The organism is Sulfurimonas sp. (assembly GCF_019429335.1).
Taxonomy (GTDB): Bacteria; Campylobacterota; Campylobacteria; order Campylobacterales; family Sulfurimonadaceae; genus Sulfurimonas.
The window spans coordinates 1-15,341 of the sequence record NZ_JAHYJB010000007.1 but is presented as its reverse complement, the minus strand read 5'-3'; the positions used below and the strand labels follow the sequence as shown (position 1 = coordinate 15,341).

General features: G+C 39.0%; 14 protein-coding genes and 5 tRNA genes. 10 read left to right on the top strand and 9 right to left on the bottom strand.

Annotation, left to right across the window (positions count from 1 at the left end; all coding sequences use genetic code 11):
• Positions 1 to 65 precede the first annotated feature (65 nt).
• The gene (gene rplT, locus K0A91_RS04270) at positions 66 to 425 is read left to right on the top strand and encodes a 50S ribosomal protein L20 (protein WP_295008488.1); all 360 of its coding nucleotides are present in this window, start codon (positions 66 to 68) and stop codon (positions 423 to 425) included.
• A 32-nt stretch (positions 426 to 457) separates the two neighbouring features.
• On the opposite strand, the gene K0A91_RS04265 is transcribed toward rplT, so the two are convergent.
• From K0A91_RS04265 to K0A91_RS04235, 7 genes are all read right to left on the bottom strand, one after another.
• Entirely contained in the window at positions 458 to 2,143 is a 1,686-nt protein-coding gene (locus K0A91_RS04265) for a response regulator (protein WP_295008486.1), read from the bottom strand.
• On the bottom strand, positions 2,143 to 4,119 hold the full coding sequence (locus K0A91_RS04260) for a methyl-accepting chemotaxis protein (protein WP_295008484.1): 1,977 nt from the start codon (positions 4,117 to 4,119) through the stop codon (positions 2,143 to 2,145). Before K0A91_RS04260 ends, K0A91_RS04265 begins: the two co-directional genes overlap by 1 nt.
• Positions 4,120 to 4,121: 2 nt before the next feature.
• On the bottom strand, positions 4,122 to 4,409 hold the full coding sequence (locus tag K0A91_RS04255) for a hypothetical protein (protein WP_295008482.1): 288 nt from the start codon (positions 4,407 to 4,409) through the stop codon (positions 4,122 to 4,124).
• A gap of 65 nt (positions 4,410 to 4,474) precedes the next feature.
• A complete protein-coding gene (locus K0A91_RS04250) occupies positions 4,475 to 5,659 on the bottom strand; it encodes a replication-associated recombination protein A (RefSeq protein ID WP_295008480.1) in 1,185 nt (394 codons plus the stop codon).
• Positions 5,660 to 6,616 carry a pseudouridine synthase gene (locus K0A91_RS04245; RefSeq protein ID WP_295008478.1) on the bottom strand — a complete coding sequence of 319 codons (957 nt, stop codon included), beginning with the start codon at positions 6,614 to 6,616 and terminating at the stop codon, positions 5,660 to 5,662.
• Positions 6,613 to 7,575 (bottom strand): KpsF/GutQ family sugar-phosphate isomerase, encoded by a 963-nt coding sequence (locus K0A91_RS04240; protein ID WP_295008477.1) that lies wholly within the window; start codon positions 7,573 to 7,575, stop codon positions 6,613 to 6,615. Before K0A91_RS04240 ends, K0A91_RS04245 begins: the two co-directional genes overlap by 4 nt.
• 42 nt (positions 7,576 to 7,617) lie before the next feature.
• Positions 7,618 to 8,637: a cytochrome-c peroxidase gene (locus tag K0A91_RS04235; RefSeq protein WP_295008475.1), complete on the bottom strand. Its 1,020-nt coding sequence runs from the start codon at positions 8,635 to 8,637 to the stop codon at positions 7,618 to 7,620.
• A gap of 149 nt (positions 8,638 to 8,786) precedes the next feature.
• Here K0A91_RS04235 and K0A91_RS04230 point away from each other — a divergent pair, with 149 nt between their 5' ends.
• From K0A91_RS04230 to K0A91_RS04220, 3 genes are read left to right on the top strand one after another with little or no spacing between them, the layout of a single operon-like run.
• Positions 8,787 to 9,521, top strand: a complete 735-nt coding sequence (locus K0A91_RS04230; RefSeq protein ID WP_295008473.1) for an ATP-binding protein — start codon at positions 8,787 to 8,789, stop codon at positions 9,519 to 9,521.
• A 2-nt stretch (positions 9,522 to 9,523) separates the two neighbouring features.
• Positions 9,524 to 10,888: an NAD(P)H-hydrate dehydratase gene (locus tag K0A91_RS04225; protein ID WP_295008472.1), complete on the top strand. Its 1,365-nt coding sequence runs from the start codon at positions 9,524 to 9,526 to the stop codon at positions 10,886 to 10,888.
• A gap of 9 nt (positions 10,889 to 10,897) precedes the next feature.
• Positions 10,898 to 11,677: a thiazole synthase gene (locus tag K0A91_RS04220; protein WP_295008470.1), complete on the top strand. Its 780-nt coding sequence runs from the start codon at positions 10,898 to 10,900 to the stop codon at positions 11,675 to 11,677.
• 95 nt (positions 11,678 to 11,772) lie between these two features.
• Here the strand turns inward: K0A91_RS04220 and K0A91_RS04215 are convergent, their stop codons facing one another.
• Positions 11,773 to 12,048, bottom strand: a complete 276-nt coding sequence (locus K0A91_RS04215; RefSeq protein WP_295008468.1) for a hypothetical protein — start codon at positions 12,046 to 12,048, stop codon at positions 11,773 to 11,775.
• On the bottom strand, positions 12,045 to 13,490 hold the full coding sequence (locus K0A91_RS04210; RefSeq protein ID WP_295008466.1) for an alanine/glycine:cation symporter family protein: 1,446 nt from the start codon (positions 13,488 to 13,490) through the stop codon (positions 12,045 to 12,047). Before K0A91_RS04210 ends, K0A91_RS04215 begins: the two co-directional genes overlap by 4 nt.
• A gap of 173 nt (positions 13,491 to 13,663) precedes the next feature.
• Between K0A91_RS04210 and K0A91_RS04205 the strand changes: the two genes are divergently transcribed.
• The 6 genes from K0A91_RS04205 to K0A91_RS04180 all read left to right on the top strand — a co-directional run bounded on the left by K0A91_RS04205 (position 13,664) and on the right by K0A91_RS04180 (position 14,812).
• A tRNA-Pro gene (locus K0A91_RS04205) sits at positions 13,664 to 13,741 on the top strand.
• Positions 13,742 to 13,764: 23 nt separating this feature from the next.
• Positions 13,765 to 13,841, top strand: a tRNA-His gene (locus K0A91_RS04200).
• A gap of 46 nt (positions 13,842 to 13,887) precedes the next feature.
• A tRNA-Arg gene (locus tag K0A91_RS04195) sits at positions 13,888 to 13,964 on the top strand.
• A gap of 15 nt (positions 13,965 to 13,979) precedes the next feature.
• Positions 13,980 to 14,056 (top strand) — tRNA-Arg (locus K0A91_RS04190).
• A gap of 33 nt (positions 14,057 to 14,089) precedes the next feature.
• Positions 14,090 to 14,174, top strand: a tRNA-Leu gene (locus K0A91_RS04185).
• Positions 14,175 to 14,650: 476 nt separating this feature from the next.
• Positions 14,651 to 14,812 carry a hypothetical protein gene (locus tag K0A91_RS04180; RefSeq protein WP_295008464.1) on the top strand — a complete coding sequence of 54 codons (162 nt, stop codon included), beginning with the start codon at positions 14,651 to 14,653 and terminating at the stop codon, positions 14,810 to 14,812.
• Positions 14,813 to 15,341 lie beyond the last annotated feature (529 nt).

The following is a 15,341-nucleotide window of genomic DNA, read 5'->3' as shown; positions in this document are numbered from 1 at the left end:
CAAGACCACCGAGATGTGGCACCTTGAACACAAAAAGTGACTGGGTAAAGAAAAAAGGAAATAAAATGCCAAGAGTAAAGACAGGTGTTGTTCGTAGAAGAAGACACAAAAAGATATTAAAACTAGCAAAAGGTTTTTATAGCGGTCGCCGCAAACATTACCGTAAAGCTAAAGAACAATTAGAACGTTCAATGTACTATTCGTTCCGTGACCGTAAGCAGAAAAAACGTGATTTCCGTAAACTGTGGATTATCCGTATAAATGCAGCTTGTCGTCTTAACGGTATGAACTACTCATCGTTTATGAACGGTATTCACAAATCTGGCATCGAGCTTGACCGTAAAATTCTTGCTGATATGGCTATGAATGATGCAGCAGCATTTAGTGCAGTTGCAGCTTCGTCAAAAGCAGCATTAGGCAAATAAGCTTAAATTGGATTCCGTGCTTTGCACGGAGTTTAAATCTTATGTAAAAACAGTACCGAGTTTCCCACACTGTTGTAGTAAACCCCTAGTGACGACTTCTTAGATATAAAAATACCTCTTCCATTAAAAGATGTCGATTTTTTAAACATAGTACTTAAAATTTTAGTATCAAATCCTTCACCTTCATCTTTAATAACAGTAACGATATAGATGCTTGAACCGTGCTCTACCTTATGAATGTTTACGGATATATTTTTTGTGCAATCTTTTTGCATCTCTTCAAGTTTTGCAAAATAGGTATTGTCGCTTAGCAGTCTGTGCTTTGTGTCGGTATCAAGGCCCAAATTCCCATGCTCGTAAGCATTCATAAAGAGCTCGGAAAAAACAACCCCGGCATTATAAGCAAGCTTGCAGTTACTGTTTAGACCAATCCAAGTATTTGCGTACCAATCGTTAGCCTCTTTCGTTTCATCAAGCGTGCTTCTGAACTCTTTTTGCGCAAATTTGCTGCTCTCGTCTAGACTTAGCTGATTGATGATTATAAAGGTTATATCATCTTCTTGCGAGTATGTTCTGTGCAAAAAGTTGTTTACCATATCCTCTTTGGAAAAAGAGTTTAGAAAATCACCCTCAATAAACTCCGCGTATTGTTTGCCGCTTGTGATTGTGTTGTTCTCAATAACGCCGTCACTGTAAAAAAGAAACTTTGAAATATTTTTAGTTGTACATGTTGATAAATTTAGCTCTTTTGTGTATTTGCTCATCGGAGGGTTGTTTGACTTTAGTTTAATGATTTGTCCATCTGCTGACTGCATTAGAATTGAGGGCATCGCGAATTTAGCATAATGAATAACATATTCTTTGCAGTCAATTATTATAAAATCCATCGATAGTGCCTCTTCATCAAGCAAAATAGGTCTGATATATTCTAGAGAGATCTCTATTAGATTTCTTAAATCAAAGTTCTTATTTTTAATCATCAAATCAATAGAATGATTTACAAACGAAGTCATTAGCATTGAGGTTAGCGATGCAGACAACCCTTTGCCCATTCCATCTACAATAGAGTAAAATGCAACGTCGTTGTTAATCTTTCTTATACTGTAAGCATCTCCGCTTAAGATATCAAGCGGTTTGTAGTAAAAGTCTATAAGCGCCATGCACTGATTGTCAATCATGTGGTAGTAGAAATCATTTCTAACGATGTTTAGCTCTTTTGAGAATGCCAAATCCTCTTGGTATGAGTTGTACTTCTCTTTTTTCTCAAACTCTCTTATTCTTTTCTCTCTCTGCTCTTTTATGTAGTTATTTGCAATCAGGAGTTTGGATACGTTCTCGATAGCTTGCATAACTTCTATTGCCACTATTGGCTTTTTAATGAAGTTGTTTACATTTAGCTGGAGCGCTTGAACGATTATATCTATATCTTGTATTGCTGAGACGAGAATAATAGGGATATCTTCATCAACACTTCTGATTTTTTTAATCATATCTATGCCGTTAAGCACAGGCATGTCGTAATCGGCAATAATGAGGCTTATGTCTTCATCGTAAAATTTTTGATAACCCTCTTCGCCGTTGTTGGCAAATATTATCTTTTTTACTAAATCTTCAAATATGGAGTCGTAAAGGAGTTGTGTAGTTTTGTTATCTTCAACACATAGAAGTGTTAAAGATTTTAGGTAGTCCAATACTGAGCTGTCGATGTTGCCGTGCATTAAATTTTAAATTTGCTCAGCTCGTTTTGCAATCTGTTTGCATCGCTGGATAGTTTGGTAGCAGCTTCATCTACTAGGTTTCTGTGCTCTGTATTTTTCTGAGAAATCTCTATAATCTCATCCATATCGCGGATAAGCTCTTTTGTTTTGGTAGCAATGTAAGTGCTTTGGTGCATAACGTCGCTGGATTTATTTGTAGTAATTAAGAGATTCTCTTTTGTCTCTTGTGAAGATGAGATTAACTCCTGTGCAGAGCCCGCAATATTGCTCATATTTCTTGATGTTCTTAGTGTCTCTTCTGAAATCTCGACAACATTTTGAGTTATTAGATTTACGTTTGAACTAATCTCGCTTAGACTTTTTTGCGTTCTCTCTGCCAGTTTTCTAACCTCGTCTGCGACAACTGCAAATCCGCGTCCATGCTCGCCTGCACGCGCTGCTTCTATTGCTGCATTAAGCGCAAGAAGGTTTGTCTGGTCTGCTATATCTGAGATAATTGCTAAAACATCTTTTATATTTTTTGCCTGCTCTGTCAATGATGAAACTTTTTGAACCAAATCTTGCTGATGTTCGCTCCCCTCTTCAATTGCCTTGACAACCGAATTAAGCTCGCTTATAAATCCGTCAAGTACGCCAAAAGTCCTCTTTAAATCCTCCGTTACAGTAATGGAAGCCTCTTCGATAGCATCAAGACGAACCCCGACCTCACCTACTAAAACATTTATTTTTGTAATTTTGCCATCAGCATGTTCGCCATTTTTTGTAAGTTCATCAACTATATTGTTTAATATTTTGCTCTCTTTTGACGTAGTAGAAGAGACATCTTTAGCTTGATAAACGCTCTCTTTAAACGCAACAATCATGACATAGAGAGCTCTTGAGATTTGAGAAATCTCATCCTTGCCCTCCACTATAATATCGCATGTTAGGTCAAGATTGCTAGATACGCACTCTATCTTCTCTAAGGAGCTGCGAACACTTCTGTTTACACCTCTGCTTACTATAAAGATAATTGTAAATATAACAATAGCAAAAATTGTATAGCTAAACAGTGTTATCAGGGCAGTTCTGTTCTCTTTTGACCCAATTTCATCCAAAAGCAGGCTATTTTGTTTTGCAAGCTCGTCATCAATCTCTTTTAAAAGGTCTATCTTTTTAGTTATAGTTTGAAACCATATAACGCTGTCTACACCAAAATTGCCCTCTAGGGCTTTAGTCCTTGCTATATCTCTCATTTTATTAACTTCGGTAATAATAGGGGAGTTCATCGTTGACTGGTAGAGCACTTTTGAATCATCGGTTGCCATAGAGAGGTAAGAGTCTAAAAAGGCGTCCTGCTCTGCAACGAGCGTAATCCATTTTGCAAAGACACCATCCTCAAATCTGTTGGCTGCAAAAGTACCGCTTAGCACCGCTCTCTCTATACCTGCGCGCTCTTTTGATTTTAGGAAGTTGCTATATGAGTCAAGTGCTTTTACGAGCTCTTGAGTATTTGCAAGCTTTGCGCTAAGCGAGACTATATTTAAAATCTTTTTATTCATGTTGGTGTAGTATGAAACAACATCGCCAACGCTTATCGAAAGTGTATCAACACGAGAGCGGATATCTGATATCTTGTTCATATCAGCGTTAAAGCCTGATATCTCGCTGTTAAGCTCTTCTGGAAACTTTCCCATATCAAGAGTTTTTATGTATGAAGCTAAATCATCATACTCTTCTTTTGTCAACTCTCTCTGCTTTGGTAGGATATCACCAAATTGCCCGCCTTTTGAGCCGATATAACCGGCACTAGCACCCCTCTCTTTTTGCGTCTCATGAATCAAGTGGCTTAACTTTTTAGAAAGCTCATTGAGCAGTTGCGCTTGGGCAATCTGCGCGCTGTTTGTGATCGTTCTGTTAAGCGTAATAGCAATAATAACAAGAGCAAATGAAACAACTATGGCCGTGATAAGGTTTAATTTATATTTTATTGTCATTTTTAAGCTCTTTTAGCTTTAAATGTTTGTATTAGATTCAAGTCATCTAAAAGGTGCAAAAGCTGTTCATTCCCGACATTCATGCGGATATCAATATTGTCTTTTAAAACAAGTTTGTTTAAATAACCTATTACGGAAGAGGTAATAGAGAGTGAATCTACAACGGCAATATTAATCTGTTTATGCTGGAGAATTAGAGTATCAATACTCTGCTTAATGTTTTGAAAATCACTTATGCTTTTGATGTTGCCTGTAATTTTGATTGTGTTTGAAGATGTTTCTATTTCCATACTGTCTATCCTTCGTGTAATAAATACTACATGTTGTTAGTAGTTTATAATTTAAACAATTAAAGTTAACTAAAACCATTTATCCCATCTATCCACTCTTTCATTTTCTTCTCATAGCCGATGTTTTTAAGCTCTACAAATTTCAGCGGTTTTGACATATAGAGCTGTTTTACGTATCCGCCGAAATCGTGCGGGTATAGATACCCCTCGTTTTTCTGCCTGATGTTTTTTGGAATGTCGAGCATAATGCCGTCATTTACCGCTTTTTGAGCTTCATTAATTGCTAAGTATGCAGAGTTTGATTTTGGAGAAGCGCAGAGATAGATGACCGCTTGTGATAGAATGATTCTTGCCTCGGGATAGCCGATTTTTGACACACTTGTCATGGCGCTAGTAGTAAGAGTTAAGGCCTGCGGATTTGCATTTCCGATATCTTCGCTAGCAAGGATTACAAGCCGTCTTGCTATAAAGTCGGCACTCTCCCCTCCGTCTATAAGTCTCGCTAGGTAATAGATAGCTGCGTCCATATCTGAGCCTCTTATAGACTTAATCATCGCACTTGTCAAATCATAATGAACTCCCGCTTCGCTACTTCCTGCGCTTAGTGCATTAGGTCTGAGAGATTTTAAAATTTCAAGTGTTATATCGCTGTTTATGTTTGAGGCAAACTCCAAAAGTTTAAGCATTGCTCTTGCATCACCGCCACTGCTTGCAACCAAATACTCGCTTGCTTCTTTATTGCATGTAATATTTGTCTGTGTTAATGTTTGGTCTAAAAGTTTAAATAGAGCTTCGTTTGAGATATTGTAAAGTTCAAAAAGCATAGAGCGGGAGCGGATTGCCGAGGTGAGAGAAAAAAATGGGTTCTCTGTCGACGCTCCAATAATCAAAACAGAGTTGTTTTCCATAACAGGAAGCAGGACTTCCTGCTGATTTTTTGCAAGTCTGTGTACTTCGTCGATGAAGATAAGCGGTCGTTGGAGGGTGTTTTTATACTGCTCAAAAATCTGTCTTAGCTGATCAATTTTGATGCTTGTGGCATTGAACTCGTAAAAAGGCAGTTCCATAACTTTTGCGATAACTCGTGCAATAGAGGTTTTTCCGCACCCTGATGGTCCAAAAAAGAAACTGTGCCCAAGCGCGCCTTTTTCACATAATACTCTAAGGGGAGCATCTTTTGCGCTTAAATGCTCTTGCCCTATTATCTCATCAAAAGATTTTGGTCGTAAATGATGGGTAAAATCTGCCACTTAACCACTCTTTTTAGTGGTTTTCTTACCTGTAAAACTCTTTTTTTTATCATCTTTAAAGAGAGGTTTCTTTCCAATCTTGGTTACACTTTTTTTGCCATCTTTGAAGTTTTTGTCATCATTTTTTTTAAAGGTAGGTTTTTTACTCTCTGGAGTATTTGCTTTTTTGCTCTCTCTAGGGCTTGATTTCTTCCCTTCTTTATTCTCTTCTTTTAAAAATTTAAAGAGTGCGGAGTATTCGCTGCGGCTTAGAAATCTAACCTTGCCGGTTGGAAGATTATTCAATTCAATCTCAGCAAAACTGACTCTTTTTAGGTCTGCTATATCTGCACCAAAGTGCGCAAAAAATCTTCTAAGTTCACGATTTTTACCCTCGCTAAGAGCCACTTTTAAAACTGAGTAGTTTGGTTCATTTTTTTGGATTTTATAGCCTATGAAAGGCTTAAATACCATGGACGTAACTTTAGAGTGGCTGTGTCCGCCTGCCGTCGCATCATCTAGTACCATTCCCTGAAGCATCGCTTGCTCCATCTCCTGAGTCACTTCACCCTTGATTTTAATCTTGTAAATTCTCTCCAAATCTGACTCCATAAGAGCAGAGGCAACCTTTGAAGCATCAGTCAGAAGAAGAAGTCCCTCGGAGGCGTAGTCAAGTCTTCCTACTGGAACATAGTGTTTATACTCTTTGCCTAGAGTCTCATAAATGGTACGTCTGCCTTTTGGGTCGCTTTTTGTAACAAGCTCGCCTTTTGGTTTGTTGTAGATGATGACCGTATATTTGTCTCTTGGGGTTACCTGTTTACCGCTGACATACACTACTGAAACTCCCTCATGTACATCGGTTGCGGGGTTGGTCTCTATCTCGCCATCGACCCTTACATAGCCCTCTTGTATCACCTTGTCAGCCTCTCTTCTTGAGTAGCTTGAGTGGTGGGCGATGTATTTATTTAATCTCATGATATCCCTTTTTCTATCAGAGTATGGATGTGAAGCACGCCTTTTACTCTCTTTTGTTTATCCGTTACAACAAGCAGCTGTATCTTCATCTCTTCTATAATCACAAGCGCTTCGCTTGCAAGTATGTTTTCATCATCAATTGTTTTTGGATTTATGGTCGCATATTTTAAAACTTCATCATCAAGTGAAAAATCTTTGCTCAAAAGTGCTCTGCGGACGTCACCATCACTCATAAGCGCTAGGAGTTTGTTCTCATTGTCGGTTATTAAAACCGTTCCGAGCCTGCCTTCGCTGATTTTAACGATAGCGTCTTTTACTTCTGTCTGTGGCGAGATTATAGGCAGCTCTTTTGTTCTCATCAAATCACTCACTTTGACAAATAGGCGTTTTCCCAAGGCTCCACCGGGATGGAAAGAGGCAAAGTCGCTTTTTTTAAAGTTTTTTGCTCTCATAAGACAAACAGCAAGAGCATCACCGAGCGCGAGTGTCAGGGTTGTTGAGCTTGTTGGCGCGACATTGAGAGGGCATGCTTCTTTCTCAACTACGACTTTTATTACAATATCGCTATATTTTCCAAGCGTAGAGTTTTTGTCTCTCGTCATGCCGATTAGCGGGATGTTGAATCTTTTTACATGTGGAAGTATTGAGCTTAGCTCTTCGCTCTCTCCGCTGTAGCTTATTGCGATAACGACATCACTGCCGCTTATCATTCCAAGGTCGCCGTGAAGCGCTTCGGTAGGATGCAGAAAAAAGCTTGGAGTTCCCGTTGAAGCAAATGTTGCCGCCATTTTGGCGCCGATAAGACCTGATTTGCCTACACCTGTTACGATAAGCTTTCCTTTGCAGCCAAGAATAATCTCGACAGCTTTGTCAAAAACATCGTCAATATGCTTTGCGCTCTCCAAAAGGGTGTTTGCTTCAATTGTAAGGGTTTCTTGTGCTATTTGTCTGTAATTCATAAACGCAATTATACCCTTTTTGGGTATAAAAGCGTAGAAGATTTAGTTAATGTTTGGTCTAGGAGTTTTAGAGGTAGAAACAGGTAGCTGAGGTATAACGATATCTTGTTTTCTGCCCTCAAGCGCTTTTAGGAACTCTTCGATTGAAGCAGCCTCTTTATCGCTGATGTCAGTTCCAAGTTGGATACGTCCCATTTCTTTGATAGCGTCTTTGAGCTCCCAGATTTGACCGTTGTGGAAATATGGTGCAGTCTGAGTGATATTTCTAAGAGTAGGTACTTTAACCATACCGTTCTTGTCACCCTTAAAATCGCCTACATTTTGGAATTTATATATGCCTGTAATGTTAAACGCGTTCATCTCTCCGCCAAGAGCGACTCCGTTGTGACATGTAGTACAACCTTTGTCTATAAAAGTTTTCAGACCATCTTTTTGAGTTTTGTTTAAAGCGTTATCGTTTCCATTTAAAAAGTCGTCAAACGCAGATGGAGTAACAAGCGTGCGCTCAAAAGTTGCTATTGTGTCTGCGACTTTTTCAAAAGTTATCTTTACGTCATCGCCGTAAGCACCTTTAAACTCATCTACGTATTGAGGAATTGATGTAACAACCGAGAGAACATGGTCAGGTGTCGCTGCCATCTCAGGAGCTGCTTGAATAGGACCTTGCGCCTGTGCTTCTAAATGCGGGTCGCGTCCATCCCAAAACTGTGATGAGAAAAATACTGAGTTGTAAACGGTAGGCGAGTTAAGGTGATGAGGATTTGCTGTCCATCTGTGCCCTATTGCGGCGCTGATTCCGTCATCTCCGCCTTCGCTTAGGTTGTGGCAGCTGTTACAGCTGATAAAACCGCTCTTTGAGAGTCTAGGGTCAAAGTAGAGTTTTTTTCCGAGCTCTGCTTTTTTAGGAGTTATAGGATTCTTTGGATTGTCAATCAGCTTTAGAAGCTCGGATGTGGAGCTTGGGATTGGTTTTAATCCTGCATTTTTCGCGTCCATAGCCAAGTCTGAAGCTAAAACCGATGAAGCTGCCAAAGCTAATGTTAAAAGTATTTTAGTGTGCATGTTATTCCTTTTTTTGTTTGTAAAGTTTGTCATAAATCTTACATTTTTTCAGCTTTGTTAAACATTATTTTTTTTATTACATATGAACCCATGATTTTATTTATACGAGATAAGATATAATATATGCTAAATTTTTTTAAAGGAAAAATATGAGAGATAAGCTCGGAAAATATGTAAGCAGTATAAATACTTTAAAAGTTGAAGAGAGGGTGCTGTTTTATAATACGTTGATTTTGGCGGAAGAGGGTGCCGGCAAAACAAATTTGGCGTGTAAAATAAGAAACTATATTATTGACAACGGTGTTGCGACTCTATATCTTGATTTTTCCAACTCAGATGAGAACAGCATAGAGCTAAGATACAAAGACGAGCATTTTAACTATATAAGGTTTGATGAGAGCGAAGAGTTCCAAGAGAAGTTTGATGCGCTTGTCTCCGCAAAGAAACATATCTACATGGCAACAGATCCTAGTTACTTCTCAAATAAAAGGGACATTACAAGCAAGCTGACAACGACTCTTCAGCATAAGGGGCTGTTAGAGAGTTACTACTATTTTTTCCATGATATTGAAAATTTAAACGGGTTTTACACAAAATTTGAAGACTTTTTGCTCTACATGTTAAATTTTTTAAATCTTAAAAAGTATGGTCTTACATTCTTGGCTCAGCCTCATAGTACATTTGAAAATCCGCAGATAAAACTGCTATTTACTTTTTTATATCTTGGAAAGTGCTCAAATATTGAATATTTCAACACTTCAAGCCTGAAAAAGTTCCCTAAAAACAGATTTTTTTATCAATACAGAACGAACTACCATACGCTTCTGTTCAATGATATCAAGAGTAATGTAGTTCAGATAGACGAATATGTGTTTGAAGAGTAGTTATGCAAAAACTTTTTGATGAGGTTGCATCTTTAGACAAGAGGTGTTGCGAGGAGTTTTTTTTAAGCGAGGATATTCTGATGGAGCATGCCGCAGGCGGTATGGCTGGGTATATCCGCAGCAATTTTAAAAAAGGCTTAAAAGTCATCATAGTTTGCGGAAGCGGAAATAACGGAGCTGACGGAATTGCTCTTGCAAGGCTTCTGCATGCAGAGTACGACACATCAATATTTTATGCAAAAAAACCTGCGTCAAAGATGGCGCTTCTACAGCAAAAACGCTCTCTTGGCATAGGCGTAAAGGAGTGCGCAAAACTTCAAGAGTGCGATGTTTTAGTCGATGCAATTGTCGGCACAGGATTTAGTGGCGAATTTAGCGATGCGATTGCCTCTCTGATTGAAGAGATGAACGCGCTGAGAGCATTTAAAATCGCATGCGACATCCCATCCGGATACAAATTTGCAGCAGATGTGACTTTGACTATGGGTGCTTTGAAAAAGAGCATGTTTATGGACAGCGCAAAAGAGTTCGTAGGTGAGATAAAAGTCATAAATCTTGGCGTCTCTAGAGAGATTTATGAGAAGCAGAGCTGCTGGAATTTACTTGATTTGGATGATTTAAAACTTCCAAACAGGGTAAAAAAAGATTCACATAAAGGCTCTTACGGCCATCTGGGTGTAGCAAGCGGTGAAAAAAGCGGAGCAAGTATAATGAGTGCGCTCGCTGCTTTGAAATTTGGAGCGGGTCTTGTAACGCTTGTCGGATACGAGGATATACAAATACCTCATACGCTTATGTATTCGCATGAAGTTCCAAAAAATGCAACAGCGCTGGCATTGGGGATGGGGCTTGGAGCTGAATTTAGCCAGATAGAGCTAAATAAGTTTTTAGACAACAACCTTACTCTCGTGGCCGATGCAGATATACTCTCTTTGCCAATCATTTTGGAAATTCTAAAGAGAGAGGGCGTGGTTGTAACTCCGCATGCAAAAGAGTTTGTTTCTCTATTAAAAGTAACAAAACTAGCTGATATAACGACTGAAGAGTTGCAAAAAAACCGTTTCAAGTATGCTGAGGAGTTTTGCAAAGCGTATCCTCATGTTACGTTGATTTTAAAAGGTGCAAACGTTGTAATAGCCAAAGGGGATGAATTTTACATAAATCCGCACGGCAAAGCATCTTTGGCAAAAGGCGGAAGCGGTGATGTTCTAACAGGTTTAATCGGGGCGCTTTTAGCACAAGGATACGCTCCTCTAAACGCGGCGATAAACGCCTCTTTGGCTCATACAAAGCTGGCACTAAATTATGCAGGCACTGACTTTTCGCTCACGCCTGATGATTTGATAGAAGAGATAAGTAAATTATAGGAACAAAAAATGAAAGATATTTTAAAAATCGGAAAATATGAGTTAAACAGCCGCCTAATTGTCGGAAGCGGAAAATATAAAGATTTTCAAACTACAAAAGAGGCAACGCTTGCAAGCGGAAGTGAGCTTATTACCGTTGCGGTTCGCCGTTTAAATATTACAGACCCTGACAAAGAGAACCTTCGTGACACATTTAAAGGGACTAATGTAAAGTTTTTACCAAACTCTGCAGGATGTGTAACAGCGGAGGAGGCGATTACCACTTTTCGCCTTATGCGCGAAGCTACGGGAATAGACCTTATTAAGCTAGAGGTTATAGGCGATACGCAAAAAACTCTCTATCCTGATGTTTTAGAGACCATAAAAGCATGTCAGATACTTGCAAAAGAGGGTTTTACAATTATGGCTTACACTTCCGATGACCCGATTATGGCAAAAAGGCTTGAGGATGCCGGTGCGCATGCTATTATGCCTCTTGCGGCTCCGATAGGAAGCGGCCTTGGAATTCAAAATCCATATAACATAGTCTTTGTTCGTGAAGCGGTAAGCCTTCCGGTAATAGTTGATGCAGGGATTGGATGTGCAAGTGATGCGGCTTATGCAATGGAGCTTGGTGCTGATGGAGTACTGACAAATACCGCGATTGCAGGAGCGCAAAACCCTATGATGATGGCTGAGGCTATGAAACATGCAGTTATTGCAGGACGTATGAGCTATTTGGCAGGAAGAATTGCAAAGCGTCCTTATGCAACTGCTTCTTCGCCGATTAACGGGATGATACAGTTTTAATTTGAACGCTTTTTGAACAAGTCCAAAAAGCTTCGCTGAAGCCGCTGTGGCTACTAAAGCTTCACATCTTTTGATGTGAGAGTTTTATTTTTGATTTAAACCTCAATATTTTTTGAGAGGTGAATAAGCAGCAGAAGCTGCCCCATTCCCTCAAAAAACTTTCTTGCTCCGTCATCCTCGGCTTTTATCGACCTCTCCAAAGCAGTTAAAAAAACAAGTTGAGATTCGTGGGACGCTTTCATATATGCATCTATAATATACTCAAATGAGAGTGTATTAATCTCTCCGTTTATATCAAAATCAATCTCAGATAGCACGTTAATATTATGTTTTAGCAAAAGCTCTTTGCATTTTTGCGCCAGTATATTCATCTGATTGCCTCTCTGTCCAATTCACCGCTTTTTAATTTTAACATGTACTCTTCAAGCTCTCTCTTTACGTCCCCTCCTAATATGAAAAGTCCCAAAATGTTTGGAAGTGCCATGGCAAGAAGAAGCATAAAACTAAAATCTACTAACAATCCAGTACTCACAACAGTTCCTATAATGGTTAAAGATAAAAACATAATTTTATAAATAATGGAAAGTTTTGAGCCAAAAAGATAGACCCAAGCACGCTCACCGTAGTAAGACCACGATATCAGTGTTGAAAAAGCAAAGAGTGTTATGCTGACGGACAAAATAGCAGGAAACCACTCTATAACCGTTCCATATGCTGCGCTTGTTAGTGCCGCTCCCTGCTTTGCTTCAATAAGGGCAACATAAGCCCCGTCATGAGCATAAACACCTGTTATTACGATTACAAGTGCTGTCATAGTACATATGACTATAGTATCTATAAACGGTTCATATAGCGCTACCAGCCCTTGTCTTACAGGATATTTTGTTTTTACGGGAGCATGAGCAACTGGCGAGGAGCCGATCCCTGCTTCGCTTGAGAAAACCGCTCTTTGAAATCCCTGTATAAGTGAACCGATAACACCGCCGTAAATAGCACTTGTTGAAAAGGCCTCCGTAAATATAATGCTAATGGCATCGCCTATCTTCTCAAAATGAACTCCTAAAATCCATAGAGATGCCGAGATATATATTATAGCCATGAAAGGCACGAGGGTTTCGGTAATTTTAGCGATTCTTGTAACACCGCCGATAATAACAAAGCCCACCAAAGATGCGATAATAATTCCAAATACTATAGGAAATTCTTGAAAAAATGGCACCTCTTGAGATACTGCGCTTAAAGCTTGTGAGACCTGAAAAGTATTCCCTCCGCCTATCGCTCCTCCAATCATAAATACGGCAAAAACCACCGCCAAAACTTTACCGAATTCTGCATAACCCTTTTTCGCCAAACCTTTTGAGAGATACTCCATTGCACCGCCCATAATCGTTCCGTCTTTTAAAAACTCTCTGTGCTGCAGTGAGAGTGTCACTTCGGTAAATTTTAAACTCATGCCTAAAAAGCCGGCTACTATCATCCAAAATGTAGCCCCTGGACCTCCTATGGCAACAGCCAAAGCAACACCGGCAATATTTCCAAGTCCTACAGTTGCACTTAGTGCCGTAGTCAGCGCACCAAAAGAGGATATCTGCCCTATATCATCTGCGGTATTGTATCTGCCTCTTATTATATTGAATGAGTGCCTGAACATTCTCGCATTTATAAATTTTGTTAAAAATGTTAGATAAACACCTCCTGAGATAAGCCAAACAACCAAAAACGGAAGTTTCACCCCCTCAACTGTCCCAAAAAGAATATCAAAAAATAGAGCCGTCTCTAAAATAGAGTTGACACTGCTAATAAATTCACCCAAAACTAACCCTTTAAAACTATATAAATGTATTGTAACAAAGTAATCTTAATCTCTTTTTTGTGTCGCTTAAGAGAAAGTTTTAAAATATGTAAAAAAAGCTATTGACATTTTGGAAGTTATTAACTATAATTTCGCCTCATTAATCAGCTGAAAGATTGCTTTAATGTATAGGTCGGGGTGTAGCTCAGTATGGTTAGAGTACTTGGTTTGGGACCAAGGGGCCGAAGGTTCGAGTCCTTTCACCCCGACCACTTTTATATTTTTTAGAGACATGGTGGGATTAGCTCAGTTGGTTAGAGCACTGGTTTGTGGTGCCGGGGGTCACGGGTTCGAGCCCCGCATCCCACCCCATAACAAAAAAATATAAAAAAACTTGATAAAAATGATAAACTTTGTGGCGTTCGTGGCTCAACTGGATAGAGTTTCGGACTTCGGATCCGACGGTTATAGGTTCGAATCCTATCGGGCGCACCATTTTTATAAATGCATGCGCTCTTAGCTCAGCTGGATAGAGCAACGCCCTTCTAAGGCGTAGGCCAATGGTTCGAATCCATTAGGGCGCACCACTTTGTCTGAAGAGACATTAAACACTTAAAGATGCGGATGTGGTGAAATTGGTAGACACGCCAGACTTAGGATCTGGTGCCGTAAGGTGTGGAGGTTCAAGTCCTCTCATCCGCACCATACCTAAAATAGGTACTTTCAAGAGATTTTACTCTCACTTTAAGAAAACTTCAAAATCAATTTTTTACTACTTTTTTACTACAACTCTTAGTCTTTAGCCGGTATAAATTTCTACTACTAAATTTTTTTCTTCAAAATAACTCTTCAATTTTCAAAACTGATGACACAATATGAACTCCAATGAAATAATTTACTACAAAATGACACCTTCTGAAAGGCAAAAAAGCCTTTATTAACATCTCCCTAAATTTCTAATATTATTAGCCCGTTACAATTATTCAACGGGGTACCAAGTGTTTTTCACTCCCAAAGTGAAGGAAGCTTTCTTTGGCTTCCCGTTGAGTAATTCAACTGGGGCACTTGGTACCTGTTTCTCACTCAAACAAATCTCATTGTTCAAAAAATTGATAGGCGTATTATCAAGCGTCCGGTGAAGTAGATATTTTGTATATGTGTAATCATAGTTAACTCATGTATTGAGTACCCAAAATATTGAAAAAATAGTAGAAATTGATACAGTTGTGGCTGGTTCTCAAATGGAAACAAAAAGAGGAATCGACTACACGCAGATAGTGGCGCTGTGGATGATACTATGCTCTCATCACCTTCTCATACTAGACCTAAACCAAAAACTCTAACATATTTGGCATGGAACAGACTGTACAGCACAACCGACAGTTGATAGTATGCTCTTGCCGAGCGTGAAAAAGGCGAAGAGGCAGTTACGATAACCGATCGAAACGATGGAATTATAACATTTTGTATTATGTTTGCAAAATACATAAAATCGAGAGCGGAGAGGTGTGCCCGAATTTCAGGCTACTTCTCAGCCCTTCATGCAGTTCTTTCTCCCATCTCACTCTGGAATTCTTGTCTTTAAAAGATATCTAATATAGGACAATTCATCTTTTTAATAATTGGTAGAAAATCTTCATTATAATAAAAAGTTCTTTTTTTCTTTGTATGGAAAGTACTAATCAGTAGTTTTGTTTCATCGGAAGAGGCGTTACAGCAATCTATTAATAGTTTTAAAAAGATAACTCAACTTTCGCACATAGATTTCAGTAAAAATACCAACTAAAATCAATCTACAAAGCCCATAAATAGGCACTTTTTGCTATAATTGTATCAACCAAAACACCATTATAGAAGGCTTTTTTATGGGTA